General features: G+C 36.8%; 19 protein-coding genes and 1 other annotated feature. Of the genes, 1 reads left to right on the top strand and 18 read right to left on the bottom strand.

Going from position 1 to position 23,550, the window contains the following annotated elements; all coding sequences use genetic code 11:
- Positions 1–173: 173 nt before the first annotated feature.
- The 18 genes from ruvX to rplS all read right to left on the bottom strand — a co-directional run bounded on the left by ruvX (position 174) and on the right by rplS (position 21,889).
- Positions 174–596, bottom strand: coding sequence for a Holliday junction resolvase RuvX (gene ruvX / locus HMPREF0631_RS06825; RefSeq protein WP_002844063.1), 423 nt, complete (start codon positions 594–596; stop codon positions 174–176).
- Complete coding sequence (locus tag HMPREF0631_RS06830; RefSeq protein ID WP_002844083.1) at positions 590–2,881, bottom strand: hypothetical protein; 2,292 nt, start codon at positions 2,879–2,881, stop codon at positions 590–592. The genes ruvX and HMPREF0631_RS06830 overlap by 7 nt, the downstream gene beginning before the upstream one ends.
- A gap of 6 nt (positions 2,882–2,887) precedes the next feature.
- Positions 2,888–3,148 carry an IreB family regulatory phosphoprotein gene (locus tag HMPREF0631_RS06835; RefSeq protein ID WP_002844039.1) on the bottom strand — a complete coding sequence of 87 codons (261 nt, stop codon included), beginning with the start codon at positions 3,146–3,148 and terminating at the stop codon, positions 2,888–2,890.
- 98 nt (positions 3,149–3,246) lie between these two features.
- Entirely contained in the window at positions 3,247–3,828 is a 582-nt protein-coding gene (locus HMPREF0631_RS06840; protein ID WP_002844113.1) for a phosphatase PAP2 family protein, read from the bottom strand.
- Positions 3,829–3,921: 93 nt separating this feature from the next.
- Positions 3,922–6,558: an alanine--tRNA ligase gene (gene alaS, locus HMPREF0631_RS06845; RefSeq protein WP_002844088.1), complete on the bottom strand. Its 2,637-nt coding sequence runs from the start codon at positions 6,556–6,558 to the stop codon at positions 3,922–3,924.
- A gap of 122 nt (positions 6,559–6,680) precedes the next feature.
- Positions 6,681–6,888, bottom strand: a binding site (T-box leader).
- A 109-nt stretch (positions 6,889–6,997) separates the two neighbouring features.
- Positions 6,998–8,062 carry a tRNA 2-thiouridine(34) synthase MnmA gene (gene mnmA / locus HMPREF0631_RS06850; RefSeq protein WP_002846268.1) on the bottom strand — a complete coding sequence of 355 codons (1,065 nt, stop codon included), beginning with the start codon at positions 8,060–8,062 and terminating at the stop codon, positions 6,998–7,000.
- A 185-nt stretch (positions 8,063–8,247) separates the two neighbouring features.
- On the bottom strand, positions 8,248–8,706 hold the full coding sequence (locus HMPREF0631_RS06855) for an RrF2 family transcriptional regulator (protein WP_002844070.1): 459 nt from the start codon (positions 8,704–8,706) through the stop codon (positions 8,248–8,250).
- Between the two features lie 92 nt (positions 8,707–8,798).
- Entirely contained in the window at positions 8,799–10,070 is a 1,272-nt protein-coding gene (locus HMPREF0631_RS06860; protein ID WP_002844091.1) for a replication-associated recombination protein A, read from the bottom strand.
- Positions 10,071–10,181: 111 nt separating this feature from the next.
- Entirely contained in the window at positions 10,182–10,958 is a 777-nt protein-coding gene (gene codY / locus HMPREF0631_RS06865; protein ID WP_002844056.1) for a GTP-sensing pleiotropic transcriptional regulator CodY, read from the bottom strand.
- Between the two features lie 234 nt (positions 10,959–11,192).
- On the bottom strand, positions 11,193–13,247 hold the full coding sequence (gene topA / locus HMPREF0631_RS06870; RefSeq protein ID WP_002844064.1) for a type I DNA topoisomerase: 2,055 nt from the start codon (positions 13,245–13,247) through the stop codon (positions 11,193–11,195).
- 53 nt (positions 13,248–13,300) lie between these two features.
- On the bottom strand, positions 13,301–14,572 hold the full coding sequence (gene dprA, locus HMPREF0631_RS06875) for a DNA-processing protein DprA (RefSeq protein ID WP_002844032.1): 1,272 nt from the start codon (positions 14,570–14,572) through the stop codon (positions 13,301–13,303).
- A gap of 157 nt (positions 14,573–14,729) precedes the next feature.
- Positions 14,730–16,325 carry a YifB family Mg chelatase-like AAA ATPase gene (locus tag HMPREF0631_RS06880; protein ID WP_002844096.1) on the bottom strand — a complete coding sequence of 532 codons (1,596 nt, stop codon included), beginning with the start codon at positions 16,323–16,325 and terminating at the stop codon, positions 14,730–14,732.
- Between the two features lie 155 nt (positions 16,326–16,480).
- Positions 16,481–16,831: a YraN family protein gene (locus HMPREF0631_RS06885; protein WP_002844080.1), complete on the bottom strand. Its 351-nt coding sequence runs from the start codon at positions 16,829–16,831 to the stop codon at positions 16,481–16,483.
- Between the two features lie 260 nt (positions 16,832–17,091).
- Positions 17,092–18,111: an alpha-hydroxy-acid oxidizing protein gene (locus tag HMPREF0631_RS06890; RefSeq protein ID WP_002844076.1), complete on the bottom strand. Its 1,020-nt coding sequence runs from the start codon at positions 18,109–18,111 to the stop codon at positions 17,092–17,094.
- Positions 18,112–18,268: 157 nt separating this feature from the next.
- Positions 18,269–19,069 (bottom strand): ribonuclease HII, encoded by an 801-nt coding sequence (locus HMPREF0631_RS06895; protein ID WP_002844057.1) that lies wholly within the window; start codon positions 19,067–19,069, stop codon positions 18,269–18,271.
- A gap of 150 nt (positions 19,070–19,219) precedes the next feature.
- Positions 19,220–20,383, bottom strand: a complete 1,164-nt coding sequence (gene alr, locus HMPREF0631_RS06900; RefSeq protein ID WP_002844060.1) for an alanine racemase — start codon at positions 20,381–20,383, stop codon at positions 19,220–19,222.
- Between the two features lie 150 nt (positions 20,384–20,533).
- On the bottom strand, positions 20,534–21,421 hold the full coding sequence (gene ylqF / locus HMPREF0631_RS06905) for a ribosome biogenesis GTPase YlqF (protein ID WP_002844079.1): 888 nt from the start codon (positions 21,419–21,421) through the stop codon (positions 20,534–20,536).
- Between the two features lie 111 nt (positions 21,422–21,532).
- Positions 21,533–21,889, bottom strand: a complete 357-nt coding sequence (gene rplS / locus HMPREF0631_RS06910; RefSeq protein WP_002844108.1) for a 50S ribosomal protein L19 — start codon at positions 21,887–21,889, stop codon at positions 21,533–21,535.
- Between the two features lie 398 nt (positions 21,890–22,287).
- Here rplS and tyrS point away from each other — a divergent pair, with 398 nt between their 5' ends.
- On the top strand, positions 22,288–23,511 hold the full coding sequence (gene tyrS / locus HMPREF0631_RS06915) for a tyrosine--tRNA ligase (protein WP_002844055.1): 1,224 nt from the start codon (positions 22,288–22,290) through the stop codon (positions 23,509–23,511).
- The last annotated feature ends 39 nt before the right edge of the window (positions 23,512–23,550 follow it).

Consider the following 23,550-nt stretch of genomic DNA (forward strand, 5'->3'; position numbering starts at 1 on the left):
CCAAGGGGTCTTATAATAATTATTAATTTTTTCTTAATATAGTTAAATATATGAATGTATTAATTTTGTTTGAAAATATATTTCAAGTAGGTATATACTTGTTATCCCAAAAAATTATTCTCATAAACAACTGAAAATATTAAATATTTCTTTCATGTTTTTACTATATATATTTAGAACTTTTTAAAATCTAGATAATTCTGGAGTATAAGTACTGCAGCCAGTTTATCTATAACTTTTTTTCTGTTTTTTCTACTTACATCTCCACTGATCAACATTTTTTCAGCAGATACAGTTGTAAGTCTTTCATCCCAAAATTCTACCTCAAGTTTAGTCTCTTCTTTGATTAGTTCACAAAACTTCATTACCTTTTCAGCTTGTGGCCCTACAGTTCCATTCATATTCTTAGGTAGGCCAGACACTATTAGGTTTACATTCTGTTCCTTTATAATATCTTTTATAGCCTCTATATCCTTTTTCTTGCTCTCTCTCTTTATAGTTGTAATACCCTGAGCTGTCATACCCATCAGGTCGCTTACAGCAACTCCAATAGTATTATTACCTATATCAAGGCCCATTATTCTTCCAATTAGCATATTTTCTCCTTATTTACATTTTCTATACTCATCTTTTCATTTATCATTATTATAATAATTGGTATCAGTAAGTATATCGAATCAGTAGCTGACGATATTATACCTGAATCATTTACAAAAAGTGTAACTATACATCCAACCATTATAGATAGGTAGCCCTTATAAATAAGAGGATACTTTGCCTTCATAGCCGCAAAGTTCTTATTTGGCCTGAATATTATAAGGGCAAGTATAGCAAGACCAGCTAGTAAAATATTGACCCAAACTGTAGTCTGAGCAAGTTTTACATTCATCTCTATCTTTCTAGCAAATACATTGACTATTTCCATAGGTCCGTTGGCAAGTATCTGGTTGACGAAATTGCCTAGGTGGGATCCAAGACCAAGGGCGATATCTGCTATAGCAAAGGCTACAACAAGACCACCAGTAGCCAATAATATCATAAAGGCCTTTTTAAAGTCTATCTTGATATCGTATATCAGCAGAATAAATACTATATAGGCTACACACTCTGATATAGCTCCACCGACATTGGCCCCCATAGCTGGATAGGCTGATGTAAATAGGACTAGCAGTAAAAATGGTACAACCATCCATCTTTTGATAGACTTGTGTTCCAAAAGTATGGCAAAGGCAATAATTGCACTACCTATTGTGACACCTTCATATTCGTTACCTATACCGTAATATCTAGCCCCTATCATAGGATCATAACTCATGATATTACTCTCCATAAGCGGTGTATAAAGGGCTGAATCAACCACAATAATAGCTATCATGGCACTTGCGAATAGGCATATCTGCTTCATATCGTCATTCTTGAACAAGACCCTACCAGCCAAATAATATACTATGGTTGCAGCTATTATGGAAAGAGCAACTCCAGGTTCTGTCCTGGCCTGCAATATAGGTGCTGTCAAAAATGCAAGTGGCATTATTAGACCAAGCTTGACAAATTCCTTTAGAACATTTAAGACCTTACCCCTATGCTTCTGAGGTATCTTTTCCTTCTTCCATAGGGCTAGGGCACATATAATCCAAGATGCCACTATTATAGTTACGTAGATGTTTATTATAGACATTCTTATTGAAGATATGGCTATAATCTTCTTGTAGTCTTTTTGTAGGTATTCAAAAGAATTTTCCATAGGGACTGACTTGATTACCCTACCATTCATAAATTTGTTCTTTAGTCCAAACCTATTTAGTATATCAACACCAAGGTCTATATTGGCTATTACTCCCTTACGCCTAGTTGTCGATGTCTCCAAAAGACCTGAACCCTTTTCAGACTTGTCTATCCTGATAACTGGTGCCAGTCTCCTGTTGTTCTTGTAGTCTAGCCTACTTGGGAATGACCCTATTATATATATAGTATCATTGTCACCAGCCATCTTTAGAGTACTTGCTATGTACTTGTTGGCCTCTGAGTATACCATTCTTTTCATCTTAGCATAGGTATTCTTATTTAAGTTTTCCTTGTATTCATCAAGTCTAAATGTATCCCCTAGCTCAACAAAAAGTAGGTCAGATGACTCATAAAGCCTCTTTGTTTCTTCTCTTAATTTCTTGTAGTCAGTTCCTATTCCATAAGGGAAGTTGGTTTTTTTCTTGTTTATCCCATCAAGGACACCATCATGTATCCTACCCCTACTGTCCATAACAGCAAGGCAAAAATCCCTATTCTTGACAAACTGACCCGTAGAGTCATAGTAGTCACTATTACCTAAGACACCTATCTTTTTGCCATTTGAAGATAGGGTCTGACCCAAGTATCCTATACTAGACTTGTACTCTCCCTTATTTTGATTGTAAAAATCAATAAAATTGATATTATCCAGGTTGATGTTTAGGGCCTTTGTTCCAGTAGCAGCTTGGTAGATCTTTTTCTGGTCTTCTGTAGATTTTTCAAAACTGATCCTTGTCTCAGGCAGTATATTTACCCTACCTGTAGAGCCAATACTAGCATAGTTTCTCCTATCATCATATCCCTTGTCTCCCCTAATATTCATCTGACCTATAAAGGCAGACTTGTCAATTAGGCCACTTATACTCTTAAACCTAGACATATTGTCCATGTTAACCCTATTCATATCTATCACTATAACCTTGCCCTTGTTTTTGGCTGTATTGTTGTCAGCGCTTGGATCAACCTCTCCCTTTTCTATAGGCATCTCAGTAGCAAGTTCCATCTTATCGGATTTGACCTGACTGGCAAGTGCAGGTGTCGCAAAAGTCACCAATAGAATCAGGGTGAGCATAAGTGATGAAATCTTCTTAATCATTCCTTATTACTCCTCAACATTCAAATATTTTTTAATAATTTCTTCTAGTATCTCATCTCTTTCAAAAGACTTAATAGCAGCCCTTGCATTATTGTAGCTAGTGATATAGCTAGAATCTCCAGATAGCAGGTATCCTATTATCTGGTTTACAGGATTGTAGCCCTTTTCTATCAAAGAATCATAAACATAATTGATAGTTTCTGCAACATCCATTTTTTCATCGGACAAACCCTCAAATTTCATTGTGTATCCTAAATTTTTATCCATAAAAATCCCTCCTAATGAATTATTATTTTTAATTGTTCTTGTAATTATGGCTATTAAAATCACTCACCCACTGTAATTGTATGCCACTTACAATGATTTTACCTTAAATAATAAATTTTAGCAAGTTTATAGGCAAAATATGAAGACAATAAACCTACACCAATTCCACCCAATACGTCGGTTGGATAGTGAACGTATAAATATAGTCTAGAAAAGGCTATTAGACTTGCAAATACAAGGCAAATAACAAATAGTATATCAATAATTTTAGAAAGTCTAGCATCTCCCATCAAGAACTTGTCATTTGATCCCTCAAGTCTTTTAGTTTTTGAAAAAAACAGGGCAAAGACTATTGTAAAACTTGCCGATGTGTGACCAGATGGAAAAGAATAATCCCTTGGACTTGAAATCAATAATTTTATCAGTTTATTAACGTCAAAGGGCCTCACCCTAGCTACAAGTGGTTTTAGGATCAAATTTGCTATGATAAAATTTATAATCAATGCTAGTACAAGATAAATCCCCAATTTTCTAGTCTTAGGTATAGCAAGTAAAACAAGACTAATAACAAGCCATATAAGACCCATATCTCCAAGTCTAGTCATAAGAACCATTAAGGTATCAGCAATTGGCGACCTGTAATTTTGTATAAAATTAAGGATAGATATTTCTACTCCCATCTACTACCTCTCTTTCAAACCTTATATCTTAATTTAGCCCCTGGATTCCAGGGGCTAAACTCTATAAAACAATATCCTAAATATTTAACTATTCTATTTAATCTGTCCTTCAACTATTTCCTTAGCAGCAGAAAGGGCTTCATCAAGCTTAGAAATATCACTAGCACCGGCCTGGGCCATGTTAGGTCTACCTCCACCCTTTCCTCCTGCTATCTTGGCTACCTCTCTTACTATATTACCAGCATGGGCACCCTTGTCTATTGCTTCCTTGCTAGCTGTAGCAACTATATTTATCTTACCATCTGTTACGTTGGCAAGGACAACTACACCAGACTCTAGCTTGTCTCTTAGCTGGTCTGCAGCCTGTCTTAGGGTATCCATATCCATTCCTTCATACCTGTTAGTTATAAGGTTTACACCCTTGATCTCTATCTTAGAATCAAGTACAGAGTCAGCATTTTCCATAGACATCTTAGCCTTTATCGCCTGTAACTCTTTTTCAAGAGCCTTGTTTTCTTCTACTATTGTCTTAGCTCTTTCAAATAGGTTGTCTTCCCTAGTCTTTAGGATGTCTACAACACTTGCAACTAACCTATCTGTATCCTTTATTGACTGGTATACACTACGTCCTGTGATAGCCTCAATTCTTCTAACACCAGCAGCTACACCTGATTCAGATACTATCTTAAATAGACCTACCTGGGCTGTGTTGTCAAGGTGAGTACCACCACATAATTCTATAGAGCAGTCTCCCATTGTAACAACCCTTACATTTTCTCCGTATTTTTCACCAAACAGGGCTGTAGCACCCATTTCCTTAGCAGCATTTATATTCATTACCTCTGCTGTTATAGGCATTGATTCAAGTACAAAGTCATTTACCATCTCTTCTATTTCTAGCAATTGGTCCTTAGTTATAGACTCAAAATGAGTAAAGTCAAATCTCAACCTGTCTGGAGCAACCAATGAACCAGCCTGGTTTACATGCTCACCAAGTACAGTCTTTAGGGCCTTGTGTAATAAGTGAGTTGCAGAGTGGTTTCTAGCAGCATCCATTCTTAGCTCCTTATTTACACTTGTAGCTACCAAATCGCCTAGCTTTAGTGATCCACTTACAAGTCTACCTATATGCTTGATTGATGAGTTGGCACCCTTGATAGTATCTACAACTTCAAATACACCTATATCAGACTCTATAGTACCCTTGTCACCTACCTGACCACCACCGTTTGGATAGAAAGTAGTTGTATCAAGTATTAATTCAGCCTCACAGCCCTCTTCGATTGAGTCAACAAGTTCATTGTCAGCAACTATAGCCTTTACTTTTGAATCCATCTTCAAGTTCTTGTATCCATCAAATTCAGAAGATGCATCCTCTAATCTTGTAAGAGGGTCTTCCTTCCAAGCATCTCCCTCTCTATTACCTCTGGCAGCTCTAGCCCTGTCCTTCTGAGCCTGCATTTCAGCTTCAAAACCTTCTTCATCAACTGTCATGCCCTCATCTTCAAGGATTTCCATTGTAAGGTCTAGTGGGAATCCGTATGTATCATATAGCTTAAATGCCATCTCACCAGATATATGAGTCTTGCCTGCATCCTTAGTCTCTTCTGTATAAGACTTTAGTATTTCAAGACCCTGGTGTAAGGCTTCAGCAAACTTTTCTTCTTCTATACCTATTACCTTCTTGATGTAGGCTTCCTTTTCAACTAGTTCAGGATAAGCCTCACCACTAGTCTTGATTACAACATCTACAAGGTCATTTAGGAATCCACCCTCTATACCTAGTAGCTTACCATGTCTTGCAGCCCTTCTAAGAAGTCTTCTAAGTACATAACCCCTACCTTCGTTTGATGGAAGTATACCATCAGCTACCATGAATGATACTGACCTGATATGGTCTGTTATTATCCTTATAGACTTGTCGTTTTTAGGATCATTTCCATAAGTCTTACCTGCTATCTTACATACATTCTGTAGGACTTCCTGAATTGTATCAACCTCAAATATAGTATCTACATCCTGCATTACACAAGCCATTCTCTCAAGACCCATACCTGTATCTATGTTCTTGTTTTCAAGGTCGCCATAGCTACCGTCTTCCTGTCTATCAAACTGAGTAAATACTAGGTTCCAGAATTCAAGGAACCTGTCACAGTCACAACCTGGCTTACAATCTTCACAACCACAGCCATACTTTTCACCCTTGTCAAAGTATATTTCTGAACATGGTCCACAAGGTCCAAGACCTATCTCCCAGAAGTTGTCATCCTTACCTAGTCTAACTATTCTCTCCTCAGGAAAGCCTATCATATTCTTCCATAGGTCGTATGCTTCGTCATCACTTTCGTATACAGTCACCCATATTTTTTCTTCAGGTAATTTTAGCCACTGAGTTATAAACTCCCATGCCCAAGTTATAGCATCCTTCTTGAAGTAGTCACCAAATGAGAAGTTACCCATCATCTCAAAGAAAGTAGCGTGTCTAGCTGTTACACCAACATTTTCTATATCACCTGTTCTGATACACTTTTGAACTGTAGACATCCTCTCCTTTGGTGGTGTTTCTACACCTGAAAAATAATTCTTTAAAGGCGCCATACCTGAGTTAATTAGTAGAAGCGACTTGTCGTTGCTAGGAACTAGCGAATGTGACTTGGCAATATAATGTCCCTTGCTTCTAAAAAACTCAGTAAAGTTTTTCCTTATCTCATTTAAACCCATTTTTTCCATATATAATTCCTCCATATCAATTAAGATACTCTCTAGCAAACCAGTTAACAAAGATAAATACATAAAAGCCTATTAACAAGAGTCAACTATAGAGCAATAATAAAAAAGCCCGCTCCTGCATATGCAGGGGCGAGCAAATATTCGCGGTACCACCCTGATTCATCCTTAGACGGACATCTCAATGCTTTAACGCAGCAATACGTTTTGGTATACTTAGTTTCCACCAAAAGACTCAAAGACTGCTTCGAAAAACCTATCTAGGACACTTCCACCATCTGCCCCTCTCTATTAGAATCAGAATAATCTACTACTTCTCTTCATCGTCATTTAATATATAAATATATTAACTCATTTTCTACCATTAATCAAGCCTTTTTACAATCTTATTGACATAAGTTAACATGTGGAGCGTAGAAATTATCACTCGTGATAATTTCTACTACCATTCTATAATTCCACCACCAACTAGGCAGTCTCCATCATAGAATACAACGCTCTGACCTCTTGTTATAGCCCTTTGAGCCTGATCAAATACAACTCTTATCCTATTGTCGCCTAGGTATGTGACACTTGCCTTTGATAGGCTTGATGAATACCTGATCTTGGCATCAAACTTCCTAGTCCCATCCAGTGTCTCTATATCAAACGGTATGAAGTTGGCATCCTTGGCTACTAGCTCAGTCTTGAATAAGTCTTCGTTATCTCCTAAGACTATAGTGTTGTCCTTGGCATTTATATCAATAACATATGTAGGCTTGCCAAAGGTCATACCCAATCCCTTTCTCTGACCTATAGTATATGATATTATACCCTTGTGGTCACCCAGCTTATTGCCGTCCTTGTCAACAAATATTCCTTCATTGACCCGTATATTAGTCTTTTCCTTCAAAAATCTTTCATAGTTATTATCAGGTATAAAACAGATATCCTGGCTATCAGGCTTGTTATAGACCTTTAGGCCTATCTCTTTTGCCATCTCTCTTATCTGGTCCTTGTTGTACTTGCCTATTGGGAAGAGAATCTTTGATAACTTCTCCTGAGATAGGTTGTACATTACATAGGTCTGGTCCTTGTTTGAATTGGATGCCTTTTTAAGTTCATATATGCCCTTTTCTTCGTTATACTCAATCAGTGCATAGTGGCCAGTAGCAATATAATCGCATCCTAGCTCCTCTGCCTTTTTGAATAGGTCACCAAATTTTATATTTTTATTACAGAATACACATGGGTTTGGAGTGTGTCCAGCCTCATATTCCTTAATAAAATTCTCAATTACCTTACCCTTGAACTCTTTTTGTAGGTCTATTACATGGAAAGGAATATCCAATTTTTCACAGACAGATATAGCATCTTCCACGTCCTTTTCATCTGGTCTATCCCATAGCTTCATGTTGACACCTACAACATCATATCCTTCTTTCTTAAGTAGGTAGGCAGCAACTGAACTGTCTACTCCACCACTCATACCCAACAATACTTTCTTCTTAGTCAAAATATCCTCCATGTCTTTTAAAATTACCTATACTGACTATTTTCAATCATGTCATAGCCATTTAATACCCTTGATCAATTATAATATTTTTAACAATATTCTCTGATCAATTTTCCCTCTCGTCAATTAATTACCCAACGATAAATTTATTATCCATTTTCGTCATAAAAAAAGAGCACTGGGCTCTAATTTTATCACTATATCTTGTTCATTATACCAGTGATGTCGTCATCCCTATAGTTAAAGTTCGACTCATAATCATCCACCATATCTTGAAGAGATATAGCCATTGTTACTTGTTCTATACTGTCTTTTATTTTCGCCCATACATACTTTGTAGCACATGAATTGAAGTTTTCACAGGCATCCTTGTCTAGCAAGCAATCAGTAAATGCCATATCGCCCTCTAAAACCTTTAGAATATCTGCTACAGTGATTTCTTTAGGATCCTTGGATAGCATATAACCACCCTGGGCACCTCTTACGCTTTTTACCAATTTGGCTTTTTTTAGACTTGAAAATATCTGTTCCAAATACTGGTCAGATATATTTTGTTGCTTGGCTATATGCTTTAGGGATACTGGTTCACCTGTCTTTGAAAGAGCCAGCTCAAACATAGCCTTTAGTCCATATTTACCTTTTGTTGACAATTTCATAAATATCACCTCTCCTCGAATCAATTCCTAGTATTCTAGTATGAATTGATCCTAAGACCATATTATTATAATAAATTGGTCTTGTCAATGCTTTATTTTTTAAGACTATCTCTTAATATATCCATATATGACCTAATGCCTTTTTCAAACTTATTGTCCTGTGGATCGTAGTAGCACCTGCCCAATAGGTTGTCAGGTAGGTAATCTTGGTCTATATAGTGGTTGGGATAATTATGGGGATATAAGTAGTCTCTACCATGACCCAACTTTTTGGCCCCTGAATAGTGAGAGTCCTTTAGGTGGTCAGGTATATCGTCACTTACCTTATCATCTATATCAGAAAGGGCCGAATTAATTGCAAGGTAGGCTGAGTTGGACTTTGGAGACGTTGCCAGCAGTATAACAGCTTGGGCAAGAGGTATCCTGGCCTCAGGAAAGCCTAGTTGCATAGCAGAATCGACACAGGCCTTGGTAATTGCTATAGCATTGGGATATGCTAGTCCCACATCCTCAGAAGCGATTACAAGTAGCCTTCTGCAGATAGATATTAGGTCTCCTCCCTTTACCAACCTTGCTAGGTAGTATACAGCTGCATCAGGGTCCGAACCCCTTATAGACTTTTGAAAGGCTGAAAGTAGGTTGTAGTGAACATCTCCATCCATATCAAAATTATAAGCAGTCGCTAAATTCAAGGAATCTAAGACACTAGGGTCGATTACAATATTTGAATCACTATCAAGAATTGCATTATTAATAGCTAGTTCAAGTACGTTGATAGCAGACCTCATATCTCCACCTGATGCAGAGGCTATGACCTTTAAACAATCATCATCACATTTGAGATGAGATATATTATTTCCATTGTAGGTATTTACAATTCTCCTAAGTCCTACAACTATATCACCCTGACTAATAGGCTTGAACTCTATCACCACACTACGGCTTAATATGGCCTTGTAGACATAGTGGTAGGGATTTTCAGTTGTACTAGCTATAAGGGTTATATCTCCCTTTTCAATAAACTCTAGTATCGACTGTTGTTGTTTCTTGTTAAAACTTTGGATCTCGTCTATATACAGGAGTATTCCATTTGAATTATCTAGCTTCCCAATCTGGCCAATGACTTTTTTTATATCCTCGAGCGACGAATTTGATGCATTAATCTTGTAAAAAGACTTGTCTGCACTACTAGCTAGTATCTCCGCTACTGTAGTCTTTCCTATTCCTGGACCACCAAAAAAAATCATGTTGGGATAGTAATTTTTTTCTAACATATTATTGAATAACTTTCCCTTGCCTACAATATGGGACTGGCCTACTATATCTTCAATCTTTTTAGGCCTATATTTATCAGCTAACGGCATCACAATCCTCCTTTCAATATAAAAAGGGTCAGCCTAGCATACCTTTAGTGGTTGCCAGCATACCGACCCTTAAACAATCTAATATTTATCAATAACTATGACCACCGGTTACTAACCTCTGTGGTTCTTTAATTCTTCCAAAAGCTTGTCATTAAGTATTCTTATATGTGTACCCTTCATACCAAGTGATCTTGACTCTATTACACCAGCACTTTCAAATTTTCTAAGGGCATTTACAATTACAGAACGAGTTATACCAACCTTGTCAGCTATCTTACTTGCAACAAGAAGTCCCTCATTTCCATTTAATTCTTCAAATATATGCTCAATTGCTTCAAGTTCAGAATAAGAAAGTGTTCCTATAGCCATCTGTACTACAGCCTTCTTTCTCATGTTTTCTTCCATCTCTTCACTGATAGCTCTTAGTATCTCCATACCTATTACAGTAGCTGAATACTCTGCCATAACTAGATCATCATCAGTAAAAGGTTCGTCATACCTAGACAGTACCAATGTTCCTAGTCTCTCACCACTTCCCATAATTGGAACTAATGTAGTGTATTTGTTAAGTCTATCATGTTCAAATGGGAATATCTTAAGAATTTCCTCTTTAGACATATTTTCCTTTGTTTCGTAGACCATCAACACATTTTCAGCATATTCCTTAGGGAACATATTCGTATTTTCCTCATCTACCTGTACAGAACTATCTTCAGGTGTTATCAGATAATAACCCAACACCTTTCCTCTATTTCTTACAACATATACATTTGAGTTCAAGACATTTCCTAACGCACTTGACAACTGATCAAAAGACACAGATGTTCCAGCAGTTGACTGAAGCGTCTTATTTATTCTTCTTGTGTTTTCTAATAAACTACTTGCCATACTCCTTTTCCTCCTAATATATTTATATTATTCTACAGTACCTAAATATTTAGAATCCCAATTATCTATAAAGATATACCTATCATTATAAATCCATTCAATGAAATATTAACACAATTCAAGTCAATTTTCAAGATTTTTTACAATCTTTTAAATTTTCGTAATTTTGTACAAAATACATAATTGCGAACTGTCTGTATTAGGAAACTAAGGTCCAGCTATGGTCCCTATATATTACTTGTTTGTCGTACATTCCTTATTAGAGCAGACAGATGTCGTTTCCTTTTTTGTGACCTTCTCAATCATATGTGAACCACATACCTTACATATTTCACCTGTAGGCTTCTTCCACTCTACAAAATCGCAGTCTGGATAATTGGAGCATCCATAGAAGACTCTACCATTTTTTGTCTTTCGAACAATGATATCGCCATCACCACATTTAGGACATTTTACGCCGATTTTTTCAAGTATCGGTCTTGTAGTCTTACATTCAGGATAGTTCTTGCACGCCATAAATTTACCAAACCTACCATGCTTTATAACCATGTTGGCACCGCAGTTCTCGCATATCTCGTCTGTCTCTATATCCATATTAATTTTTTCTATATTTTCTATTGCTTCCTTGATTGATTCCCTAAGTGGGGCATATGATTCGGCAACTACATCCTTCCAAACCACTCCACCATCTGCTATCTCATCTAGTCTATCCTCCATCTTGGCTGTAAACTCTACATCAGTAAGCATCTTAAAATTATCTTCCAATATATCTGTTACAATTACACCCAACTCTGTAGGCTTAATTGATTGACCTTCCTTCTCGACATATCCCCTGTTTAGGATTGTACCTATAGTTGGAGCATATGTAGATGGTCTTCCTATGCCTAGTTCTTCAAGTGTCCTAACAAGAGATGCTTCGGTAAATCTTGCTGGTGGCTTTGTAAAGTGCTGGTTTGGATCTATATCTTCTATCTTTAATAGGTCTCCTACATTCAACTGAGGTAGTATCTTATCCTCCCTATCAGTGAAGTTGTATACTCTTGTATACCCATCAAAGATCTGCTTTGATCCAGTCGCCCTAAACCTATAACCAGCTATATCAGCTTCAATTGATAGGGATTCATATACAGCATCTTCCATCTGACTGGCTATAAACCTTCTCCAAATTAGGTCATACAATTTATATTGGTCTTTTGAAAGAGACTCTTTTATAGAATCTGGTGTTCTCGTAGTAAGTGTAGGTCTGATGGCTTCATGGGCATCCTGAGAATTTTTCTTTGAATTTGTTTTTCCCTTGCCACCTAAGTAGTATTTTTCCCCATATTCATCTAGTATAAACGACTTTGCAGCATTTTTTGCCTCATCAGACAACCTCTGTGAGTCAGTTCTTATGTATGATATAAGACCAACTGCACCTTCGCCAGCTACATTTACACCTTCGTATAGTTCTTGGGCTATCTTCATTGCCTTCTTTGTTGTAAATCCAAGCCTATTAACTGCTTCCTGCTGAAGCTGAGATGTAGTGAATGGCTTTACTGCACTTCTCTTTCTAACCTTTGTATCTATGTTTATTATTTTTATCATTTGTGACTCTATGGCACTTATGATATTGTCTACTGTTTCCTTGTCATTAAGGTCTAGCTTTTCATTTTCATTTCCATAAAAACTAAATTCAACCATAGTTCCATCTATGTTACATACCAGGACTAGAGTCCAATATTCTTCTGGTACAAAGGCCTCTATCTCCTTTTCCCTATCGCATATGAGCTTTGTTGTTACTGACTGAACTCTACCAGCAGAAAGACCACGTCTTACCTTTTGCCATAGTATAGGACTTATCTGATATCCCAAGAGTCTATCAAGAACTCTTCTCGCCTGCTGTGCATCAACAAGATCATGGTTGATTTTTCTCGGCATTTTTATTGATTTTTTTATAGTATCTTTTGTTATTTCGTTGAACTCTATCCTACACGCACTATCATTGTCTATCCCCAAAATATAAGATAGATGCCATGATATAGCCTCACCTTCTCTATCGGGGTCAGTTGCAAGATATACTTTTGAAGCCTTTTTTGCTTCCTTCTTTAGGTCTTTTATAACATCACCCTTGCCCCTGATATTTATGTATTCAGGTTCAAAGTTGTTTTCAATGTCCACTCCTAGTCTACTCTTAGGCAGGTCACGAACATGCCCTACTGATGCCTTTACTGTATAGTGGCTTTTTCCTAAAAACTTTTCTATTGTCTTGGCCTTTGCAGGAGACTCAACTATTACTAAAGCCTTTGGCACTAGGCACACCTCCATCTTTTAATATATGTTAGGTGAAAAGATTGCACAATAACTCAATTGTTATCAGTTAATGCATATACATTATTACCCAGTTCAACGACTTGACCAATAAGATACAACTTATTGAGTATAGATATAATAGTTGCTACATCATAACCTGTCATGTCCTGAATATGATCCAAATCCATAGCCCCATTAAGCCTTAAAAGATCTATTATAGGGCCTTCTTTGTTTGAATTTAAATCTATCTTTACACCATCAGTCACTATATTATCACAAACACAACAAGTTTTACTAGTATTTTTATATTTTTTACCAATATTTTTTTCATTTTCTTCAATTTTCTGCATATTGGGGTCCACTTTTTTATTTAATTTGCCACCTGCTATACTATCAGATAGGCCAGGAAAATCAACAAGTATATCTTCTGAATCACATATAGGTTTTGCTCCATCTATGATCAACTTGTTACAACCCTGACTCAGACTAGAAAATATACTACCGGGCACAGAATATACATTCCTTCCCTCCTGTAGGGCTGTCTCAACTGTAATCATTGTACCGCTCTTTTTTTGAGCCTCACACACCAATACCCCTTTGGACATACCGCTGATTATACGGTTCCTATATGCAAAATTGGATGGCCTAGTAACAGAATCATAATTGTACTCTGATAGTATGAGACCACCCTTTTCTAGGATTTCATCCCTAAGCTTACGGTTCTTTTTGGGATATACTTGATCAATCGGAGTACCCAAGACAGCAACAGTAGGTGTCCCCATCTCCATACAGTATATATGGGCGTAGGAATCAACTCCAGTAGCCATTCCACTTACAATTATTATCCCTTTTGAGGCAAGACCACTCACAATCTTTTTGGTTGCAGCCTTGCCATAGTCACTTGCCTTTCTAGAGCCTACAACAGCCATCAGATCTGCATCCCTTAGAATCTCAATATCGCCTAGGTAGAAAAGTATATAGGGTGGATCATAGACTTGCCTCAGGTCTGCTGGATACAGGTCATCATCTATAGTTACAAAACCAATATTTCTCCTATTCATTTGCCCTATAGCTTCCCTCATGTAGTCTTGAGAATAAGGCCTTGACTGGTACTTTGTCCTTGTCTTTTTTTCTATATATGGAGACTTTATTATACTATCTATTATCTTTAGGTTTTGACTGGTATTTTTATTCAACAAGGATATATCTCCTTTATCATCCAAATTAATTTGACCACTTTCCATCAAATAGTCCCTCAATTTCTTCATCTCTACACATCCTATACCTAGGGCTAGCTTGGACCATAGGTAAAAATTTCTATCCATAACAACCTCCAGTATCTTATACGAACAATATCTTCCTTATTTTATACGAACAATGTCTTTATTATTTTATACGAACAATGTCTTTATTATTTTATACGAACAATGTCTTTATTATTTTATGCGAACAATATGCACCTATACTCTTAGACTTTACATATCAATAATCACAGAAGTACTTGTAGTAGGCCTTTCTATATGAAAACGCCTCTAGTATATGATCTTCTTTTATAGTATGGCTCTCGTCCAAGTCAGCTATGGTCCTTGCAATCTTAATTAATTTCATATAAGACCTATTGCTGAGCTTGTATTTGTTATATACCAACTGCAGTATATTCTCTGCTGACTTGTCCATCTGACAATAAACCCTGATATCCTCTGGCTTCATCTGCGAGTTTGTGTTGATATTCAAGTCCTTGAACCTATCAGCCTGTATATCCCTAGCTCTGTTTATGTCATCTATATAGTCAGACGATGTCTTATTATCACTTGAATTTCCAGATATGTCACTGTAATCAGCCTCAACTATCTCACAATAAAGGTCTATTCTGTCTAGTATAGGTCCAGATATTTTTGACCTATATCTATCAATTTCATACTGTCTGCAGCTACAAGGTCTAGAACTGGATAGGTAACCACAAGGGCAAGGATTCATGGTAGCCAATAGCAAAAACTCAGCAGGATACCTGATTGACCTGTTTAGCCTTGATATATTTATAAACCCATCCTCAATAGGTTGTCTTAGGCACTCTATTATAGGTTTGGGAAACTCAGCCATCTCGTCCAAAAACAATATACCCTTATGAGATAGGCTGATCTCACCTAGGGATGAATTAGCCCCACCCCCTATCATGGCAATTTTGGTAGTTGTATGGTGGGGTTGCCTAAAGGGTCTAGTAGATATAAGTCCTCTCTTAGTGTCCAACTTACCCGCTGCACTATATATCTTGCTCACTTCGAGACTTTCATTGTCGGACATTTTGGGTAGCATATTTTTCATGGCCTTTGCCAGCATTGTCTTGCCGGTACCGGGTGGACCTACCATAAGCATATTATGGTTGCCAGCTAGACTAATAAGAGCACACCTCTTAGCCAACTTGTTTCCCCTTATATCATAAAAATCTTCATCAAAGAGTTTCTTACCATCAGATGTATATCTAAAGGACCTATCCGACCGATTAAAATCCTCAGACTCAGTCACTATCTTACTTACAAGCTTATCAATATGAGATTTTCTGTCTTTTTCCTTCATATTAATAATCCCGATTGCCTCCTTTACAGACGAAATAGGAACAATATCTATACCATCTATAGCAGAACACTCCATGTAGTTATCAGCTGGAACAAAAATCCTTTTTATCTTACTTCCTAGCATAGATAGGGCTATGGCAATTATCCCCCTCATTGGCTTGATATTGGCATCAAGAGACAACTCTCCCAAGAACAGACTTTCCTCAAGAAAACTGTCCGACACTTTTAACTTGCCCCTCATAATCCCCATCAGAATAGCCAGATCTAAATATGCCCCATCCTTTTTCAAGTCTGCAGGAGATAAATTTACAACAATTCTTTTTAAGGGAAAATCATATCCAGAATTTGTGATAGCAGACCTAACCCTCTCTTTAGACTCCTTGACCTCAGTACCAGCTAGACCAACTATAGAAAAACATGGCATTCCCTTACCTATATCTATCTCAACATCTATGATTCTTCCCTCAATACCCAGTATCATACCTGCCTTTACCTTATTAATCATTTTATGCCTCCAAAATAATAGCTTTAATATATTTATAAACTTTTATCATATATTTATTATTTGATCTACATGGTGTCATACAAGTACCTTTAATTTTTGCTATAAGCTACTTGTATTTATATTCATAACTAAATATCATATATTTTTATTCATAACTAAGTATCATAAGCGTTTTTTATATGCAGTATTTTTCTAGACTTATAGTAGACTTCAAATACGTCAAATCTTATATTCATATCGTAAAAATTATTCTTTACCATAAAGTTTTTGGCTGTATTTACAATCCTTATCTTTTTATTTATATCTACTGCCTGGCAGGGTCTACCAAAGTATAGACTATTTCTTGTCTTGACCTCACCAAATACAAGGTAGTCCCCATCAGAGAATATAATATCTATCTCTCCCCTAGCTGTCCTATAGTTCCTATCCAAAACTTCATATCCATTTTTTTCTAGATAGTAGGCAACAGCATCCTCTCCAAGCCTACCTATTTCATAATTATTCATAAGTAAATAATCAACTCCTAAACATCAATGCCTATTTTATACTTCCTATTGTCTTTATAGGCATAAAAAATTAAAAGTTAACCTGTATTTTAAAATCAGTCCTTAAATCATTTAAGACCAATACTAAAGCTGAATTTGCATAAAAAAAGACTAGAGAAAATCGTGCTTCTCTAGTCTAAACTTAACTAATATCTACTACTTATGTCTGTCTCTTGGCAATATCTCTAAAATCTCATATATTACCTCCTAGTGTAATGATACTATCTACCGTATATAACTCTAGAATCTATTGACTCTAAGTTTTTACACCCAGTCAGTATCATTGATCCTTCTAATTCAGATTTTAGTCTGTCTATATACATTTCTACCCCTTCTACTTCACCGCCAAACGATGCAGTAACAAAAGGTCTTCCTATTAGACAGGCATCTGCTCCTAGGGCTATCATCTTGAGTACATCTACACCTGTTCTAATACCACCATCTACAAATACCTTTATCCTCTTATTTACAACCTTGGCTATATCTTCTAAGACATCTGCAGTTCCCGGTGTATAGTCTTGTACCCTACCACCATGGTTAGATACGACGATACCATATACGCCTGCTTCAACAGCCTTTTCTGCTTCATCTGGTGTCATAATACCCTTAAGTATAAATGGAAGCTCAGTTGACTGAACAAGTTCCTTTATTTCATCGACAGTCTTGGCCTTTACTGGTTTACCATGTAGGCTAAGTGTAACAAGTCCACAGGCATCTATATCCACACCTACAGCAACCGCACCAACTTTTTCTGCCTCTCTTATCTTCTTTATAACATTATCATTTTCCCATGGCTTTATGAATACTATTCCCTCGCCGCCATTGTTGTCAAGTACCTCGAGGTTATCCAACAAGAACTGGTCTATAGCTGTATCACCTACCATAGCAAGAGTTCCCTTGTTTTTACAACCCTCGACTACTGGTACGATATACTCTTTTTCTGTTACTAGTCCACCCATATTTAAGCTTGTTCCAGTGATAGGAGCTGCCATTACAGGTAGAGATAGCTTTCTACCAAATAATTCTAGGCTAGTATCTACCTTGTCTACATCATGAATGACCCTCATGTTCAGCTTGATCTTGTCTATGGCCTTGACATTCTCTATAAAGGTACTTCCTGTACCCTTGCCACCCATGCCTGGTACTTCACCTCTACACGCAACCCCATCGCATACACGACAGACACGACATGTTCCATTAAACTTCCTTCTAGCTTCTTTTAGCATATCTTGATAATCCATTTCATATACCCCATTTCATGATTAATATATATAATAAATTTTACATTTTATTAACGAAAATACATTACTCCCTAAAGTTTATTTACTAGTAGAGTACCTTTTATAAGTGACTATATTTATTAAATAGTATAGTACCTTTTATAAATGACTCTATTTATTAAATAGTATCCCTAAAGTTTTTAAGGAAGCTCTCCCTATGTATAGGACATTTTCCCTTGGCCCTGATACCGTCATAGTGTTCATTAGTACCATAGCCCTTGTTGGAAGAGAAATTGTAGCCCGGATACTCCTTGTCATAGTCATACATCATCCTATCCCTTGTCACCTTAGCTACAATGCTGGCTGCCCCTATTGAGATAGACTTTGAGTCACCCTTTATAATAGGAACCTGATGTATATCCACTCCTGGTATCCTAACAGCATCATTGAGCAGACAATCAGGTCTATATTTAAGCTTGTCAATAGCCCTTCTCATAGCTATATAGGTAGCATTTAGTATGTTATGCTCGTCAATCTCACTAGGACTAGCCATGCCTATACCATAATCAAGGGCCTGGTCAAGTATAAGGTCATACAATTCTTCCCTCTTCTTCTCAGGTATCTTCTTGGAGTCGTTGATGCCCCTTATTTTGGTACCCTTTTTTAATATTACAACAGCTGCTACTACAGGACCTGCTAGAGGACCCCTACCAACCTCGTCTATACCTGCAACCAATTGATAACCAGCTAAGTATGCATCGTTTTCATATTGGCTGATCAAGTCTAGTCTTTGGTCTTCCTGCCTTAGTTTTTCAATCTTTTTTTCAAGTCTGACGCACAAGGTCTGAGTTGACTTTCTAGTGTCTTTGGAAAACATCTTTATAAAGTCATTGTAGTCTCTTTCATCTAAAGTGTCAAATATATGCCTTATATCCTTTGACTTCATAGACGATATTTTATCTATATCATAAAATTCCATTTTTATCTCCTTTGATGATTAGCTATTAAATCCCCGATAATGATTATATCTTGATTTTTCAATAAAATTTCTTTATTATTTCAGAAAAAATTCCCTGATATATTTATTATAACAGGGAATTTAATACTTATGCAAATCAAAAATTATTACTTATTTATCAAGGTAATCTACAAGCTTTACAAACTCTCCGTTTCTCTTATAAATCCTATCAACCCTCCTATTTATATTACACCATACCTCATGGACTATAGTTGAACATTCTCTAGCCACGTCCTCAACTGTAACATACTCTTCACCAAACAATAGGACTTCATCACCTATCTTAACATCTAGACCATCAGGCAATCTGACCATTGTCTGGTCCATACATATATTGCCAGTAACAGGACATTTTTGTCCATTTATATATACATAAGCTCCCTTTCTTCCTCTCAAGAACCCATCCGCATAACCTATAGTTATAGTGGCTATTCTCTCAGTTTTACTAGTAAAATAATTTCTGCCATAACCAACAGACACACCTGATCCTAGCTCTTTGATATTTGCAACCCTACACTTAAAGGACATAACTGGCTTGATGGCTACATTTTTCTCAACTTCATCAGATGGATAGACCCCGTACTGGATGACACCCGGTCTAACCATATTGAAATCGTCATCATCATTCAGGATTGCTGCACTGTTTGAGCAGTGAATTAGCTCTATCTTAATGCCTTCTTCTTCAAGGCTATCTACTACAGACTTAAACCTTGCCAACTGAATATTTTTAAATTCTGGGTTGGCTTCATCTGCATTTGCAAAATGGGTAAACATACCCTCCAACCTTATATTTTCCAATTGACTTATCTTTTTTATTTCGCCAACTACATAGTCAAGCCTTCCTTCAACCACATATCCTATCCTAGACATACCAGTATCAAGCTTGATATGAAGTCTAGCTACCTTGCCCATACTCTTGGCTATTTCGTTAATCTTAGATGCAACATTATAGTCAAATATAGTCATCGAAAGGTCTCTTTCTACCATATACTCATATTCATCTTCCAAGGTTACCCCTAGATTTAGTATAGGAGATTTAACTCCAGCATCTCTCAATTCCTTGGCTTCTTTGGCTCTAGAAACAGCAAAAAAATCAGCCCCAATAGATTCATAGAACTTGGCAAGTTCTACAGCTCCATGACCGTATCCATCCGCCTTTATCACCATACACATCTTTGCAGAATCCGGTACCCTCTTTCTAAGTTCATTGTAGTTGAACTCAAGATTATCTAGGTTAACCTCAACCCAAGCGACCTTTTTATCAATATTTATCATAATATTACCCCCATAAATCCTATATGATTTTAAGTAGATTATAGGATTCTAAGGGTCAAAAGTCAACTATTTTTCAGAATTTTTTAAAAAAACTGCCACTTTATTAAATAAAATGGCAGTTGATATATCTTTGGTATAGGCTTATTTATGCTAGATATCCCTAGGAGACTCTAGGCATATCCTACCTATCTTACCTTCTCTAAACTCATTCAATACAGTTGTAGCTATCCTTGTATAGTCAAGCTCATTTTTTGATATGATAAATCCTCTTTTTCTACCTATGGCTTCCATAGTGTCTATAGGCAGGTCACATATTGAGTCTAGCTTGTACCTTTTTATCAAGTCATTTGGAGCAATCTCCATTAGACGTTCTATCAACCTAAGACCAAGAGTTTCAATATCTAGTATTTCATCTTTTATAGCCCTTGTAAATGCTAGGTTTAAGGCTACCCTCTGATCATCAAATTTAGGCCATAGGATACCCGGAGTATCTAGCAATTCCATATTACCCCTTACCTTGACCCACTGCTTGCCCTTGGTAACGCCCGGTCTATCCCCTGTTTGAGTAGACTTTCTACCAGAAAGCTTGTTGATCAGAGATGACTTGCCTACATTAGGTACACCAACTATCATCAACCTTATTGGTCTCTGGTTTCTTCCCTTTTCAGCAAGTTTTTCCATCATATCAGCTGTCACTTCCCTACATTCACTGACCAACTTATCTACACCCTTACCAGTCATGGCATTAATTGTAATAGCCTTAACACCCTCAGATGAAAAATAAGAAATCCACTTGTCTAGGTCTTCTTTTTTGCACATATCAGCCTTGTTAAGAAGTATAATCCTAGGCTTGTCACCCACTAGTCTATCTATATCAGGGTTCTTGCTAGAAAGAGGGATTCTTGCATCCAACAACTCAACAACTATATCTACAAGCTTGAGATTGTTCTGTACCAGCTCCCTAGTCTTTTTCATATGGCCTGGATACCAATTTATATTCATATTGTCACTTTTTAAATACTCTTCATTATAGCTCATAATGTCACTCCTTTCGCAACATACTAGTCTAATTTATTTAGACTTACCAATAAACATAAAAAGGATGCCTAAAAAGACATCCTACTTTACATTATTCTAAGAATCCTAAGACTAAGCTCTTTTACCTCTAGCTTCCTTAATCTTAGCAGCCTTACCTGTTCTACCTCTTAGGTAAGTTATCTTAGCTCTTCTTACCTTACCGAATCTAGTAACTTCGATCTTTTCAATCTTTGGAGAGTTAACTGGGAAAGTTCTTTCAACACCAACACCGAAAGATATTTTTCTAACTGTGAAAGTTTCTCTAGCTCCTCCACCCTGTCTCTTAATTACTACACCTTCGAATACCTGGATTCTTTCTCTCTTACCTTCGATAATTCTAACGTGTACTCTTACTGTATCCCCGGCACCAAAATTAGGGATGTCGCTCTTAAGCTGTTCGGCTTCTATAGCCTTGATTAATTCGTTCATTTCTTCCTCCTGATTCATAGACGTACATAAATACCTTGCCTTAGTAAAAGAGGTACGCCCGTACTTTAACTACTTAATTATACCCTTATAAGCCGAATATGTCAACTATTTTTATAAACTACATTAAAACGTATTATCTTAACTTAAAACCATACTTACATTACTACTAGTATAACATTTATATTACTACTAGTATAACATTTTCCAATCATCTTTACCACTGTTGAAATATCAACATTTTTTAAATAAGTCAATCAATTTCCCTCTTTACATTTATAAATATTAGTGTATAATTATAGTATCTATCAATTTATTTAGACCTACATAATGAGATTAAACAAATGTCATTATATATCTTAAATATGTTGAAATTAATTTTTTAGAAAGAGGTGTAGATCATGGGAATTTACGAAGAACTATTAGCCCGTGGCTTGGTAGCCCAGGTTACAGACGAAGAAGAGATCAGAGAATTAGTCAATACAGGTAAGGCCAAGTTCTATCTAGGCTTTGACCCTACTGCTGATTCACTTCACGTTGGTCACTTTATGGCTCTTTGTTTAATGAGAAGATTACAGATGGCCGGTAACACTCCAGTAGTACTAGTTGGTGGTGGTACAGGTTATATAGGCGACCCATCAGGCCGTACAGACATGAGACAGATGATGACACCTGAAACAATTCAACACAACTGCGACTGCTTCAAGGTTCAGATGTCAAAGTTCATTGAATTTGGCGAAGGTAAGGGTATCATGGTAAACAATGCAGATTGGCTATTGCAGCTAAACTACATCGATATGCTAAGGGAAGTTGGACCACACTTCTCAGTAAACAATATGCTAAGAGCTGAATGCTATAAGAATAGGATGGAAAAAGGACTTTCTTTCCTAGAATTCAACTATATGGTAATGCAATCATACGATTTTTATCACTTATATAAAGAACTTGGCTGTAATATGCAGCTAGGTGGAGACGATCAGTGGTCTAACCTACTTGGCGGTACAGACCTAATCAGAAGAAAGACTGGTGCAAATGCATTTGCAATGACTATACCACTACTTACTAAGGCAGATGGTACTAAAATGGGTAAAACTGCAGGTGGAGCTGTATGGCTTGACCCTAACAAGACTAGCCCATTTGACTTCTACCAGTACTGGAGAAATGTTGATGATGCAGATGTTGTCAACTTTATCAAGAAGCTTACATTCCTTTCACTTGAAGAAATCAAGCCTATGGAATCTTGGGAAGGTGCCAAGCTAAATGAAGCAAAAGAACTACTAGCATACGAAATGACTAGCCTAGTTCACTCTAAAGAAGAAGCAGACAAGGCACAGGAAGCATCAAGAGCACTATTTAGAGGTGGTGTTGACTCAGCAAATATGCCAACAACTGAATTGGATTCATCAAAGCTAGTTGATGGTTCGATTGCCCTAGATGAGTTGATGATCGAGATAGGACTTGCTCCTACTAAGAGTGAAGTTAGAAGACTTGTACAGCAGGGCGGTGTCAGCGTAAACGACTCTGTAGCTGATGATTGCAAGATGGCTATCACAGAAGCAGACCTTAGAGATGGCGTAACTATCAAAAAGGGTAAGAAAAAGTTCCATAAGGCTGTAATTAAGTAGATTATATGTAAAAAAATAAGGAGATCATAAACTTACAAT

This window comes from Peptostreptococcus anaerobius 653-L (genome assembly GCF_000178095.1).
Taxonomy (GTDB): Bacteria; Bacillota; Clostridia; order Peptostreptococcales; family Peptostreptococcaceae; genus Peptostreptococcus; species Peptostreptococcus anaerobius.

Excerpts from the sequence above, each read along its gene's own strand:
- ruvX (WP_002844063.1), bottom strand. The coding sequence starts at position 596 with ATGCTAATTGGAAGAATAATGGGCCTTGATATAGGTAATAATACTATT.
- HMPREF0631_RS06830 (WP_002844083.1), bottom strand. The coding sequence starts at position 2,881 with ATGATTAAGAAGATTTCATCACTTATGCTCACCCTGATTCTATTGGTG.
- HMPREF0631_RS06835 (WP_002844039.1), bottom strand. The coding sequence starts at position 3,148 with ATGGATAAAAATTTAGGATACACAATGAAATTTGAGGGTTTGTCCGAT.
- HMPREF0631_RS06840 (WP_002844113.1), bottom strand. The coding sequence starts at position 3,828 with ATGGGAGTAGAAATATCTATCCTTAATTTTATACAAAATTACAGGTCG.
- alaS (WP_002844088.1), bottom strand. The coding sequence starts at position 6,558 with ATGGAAAAAATGGGTTTAAATGAGATAAGGAAAAACTTTACTGAGTTT.
- mnmA (WP_002846268.1), bottom strand. The coding sequence starts at position 8,062 with ATGGAGGATATTTTGACTAAGAAGAAAGTATTGTTGGGTATGAGTGGT.
- HMPREF0631_RS06855 (WP_002844070.1), bottom strand. The coding sequence starts at position 8,706 with ATGAAATTGTCAACAAAAGGTAAATATGGACTAAAGGCTATGTTTGAG.
- HMPREF0631_RS06860 (WP_002844091.1), bottom strand. The coding sequence starts at position 10,070 with ATGCCGTTAGCTGATAAATATAGGCCTAAAAAGATTGAAGATATAGTA.
- codY (WP_002844056.1), bottom strand. The coding sequence starts at position 10,958 with ATGGCAAGTAGTTTATTAGAAAACACAAGAAGAATAAATAAGACGCTT.
- dprA (WP_002844032.1), bottom strand. The coding sequence starts at position 14,572 with ATGGATAGAAATTTTTACCTATGGTCCAAGCTAGCCCTAGGTATAGGA.
- HMPREF0631_RS06880 (WP_002844096.1), bottom strand. The coding sequence starts at position 16,325 with ATGATTAATAAGGTAAAGGCAGGTATGATACTGGGTATTGAGGGAAGA.
- HMPREF0631_RS06885 (WP_002844080.1), bottom strand. The coding sequence starts at position 16,831 with ATGAATAATTATGAAATAGGTAGGCTTGGAGAGGATGCTGTTGCCTAC.
- HMPREF0631_RS06890 (WP_002844076.1), bottom strand. The coding sequence starts at position 18,111 with ATGGATTATCAAGATATGCTAAAAGAAGCTAGAAGGAAGTTTAATGGA.
- HMPREF0631_RS06895 (WP_002844057.1), bottom strand. The coding sequence starts at position 19,069 with ATGGAATTTTATGATATAGATAAAATATCGTCTATGAAGTCAAAGGAT.
- alr (WP_002844060.1), bottom strand. The coding sequence starts at position 20,383 with ATGATAAATATTGATAAAAAGGTCGCTTGGGTTGAGGTTAACCTAGAT.
- ylqF (WP_002844079.1), bottom strand. The coding sequence starts at position 21,421 with ATGAGCTATAATGAAGAGTATTTAAAAAGTGACAATATGAATATAAAT.
- rplS (WP_002844108.1), bottom strand. The coding sequence starts at position 21,889 with ATGAACGAATTAATCAAGGCTATAGAAGCCGAACAGCTTAAGAGCGAC.
- tyrS (WP_002844055.1), top strand. The coding sequence starts at position 22,288 with ATGGGAATTTACGAAGAACTATTAGCCCGTGGCTTGGTAGCCCAGGTT.